Source organism: Paraburkholderia sp. SIMBA_054 (assembly GCF_046534875.1).
In the GTDB taxonomy this organism is placed as follows: domain Bacteria; phylum Pseudomonadota; class Gammaproteobacteria; order Burkholderiales; family Burkholderiaceae; genus Paraburkholderia; species Paraburkholderia hospita.
In genome coordinates this window covers 1-280 of record NZ_JAWRXV010000615.1, presented here as the reverse complement: position 1 = coordinate 280, position 280 = coordinate 1, and the positions used below count along the sequence as shown (strand labels likewise).

At 67.9% G+C, this 280-nt stretch carries 1 pseudogene; it reads right to left on the bottom strand.

Annotated features, from left to right (window positions below):
- A pseudogene (locus SB822_RS56550) lies at positions 1-280 on the bottom strand (1,4-alpha-glucan branching enzyme); the annotation flags it as partial.

The following is a 280-nucleotide window of genomic DNA, read 5'->3' as shown; positions in this document are numbered from 1 at the left end:
ATGGTGGTACTGCCGATAGACGGGATCTTCCTGCATGTAGTGCAGTGTGTCGTGCATCCAGCCCATGTTCCACTTGTGGCTGAAGCCCAGCCCGCCCTCGGCGACCGGCGCGGTGACCCCCGGCCAGGCGGTGGACTCCTCGGCCATCATCATCACCCCCGGGAAGCGCGCGGCGACCTCCTCGTTGAGGCGGCGCAGGAAGGCGATGGCCTCCAGGTTCTCGCGCCCGCCATGGGCGTTGGGGATCCACTGGCCCTCGTCGCGGCTGTAGTCGCGGTAG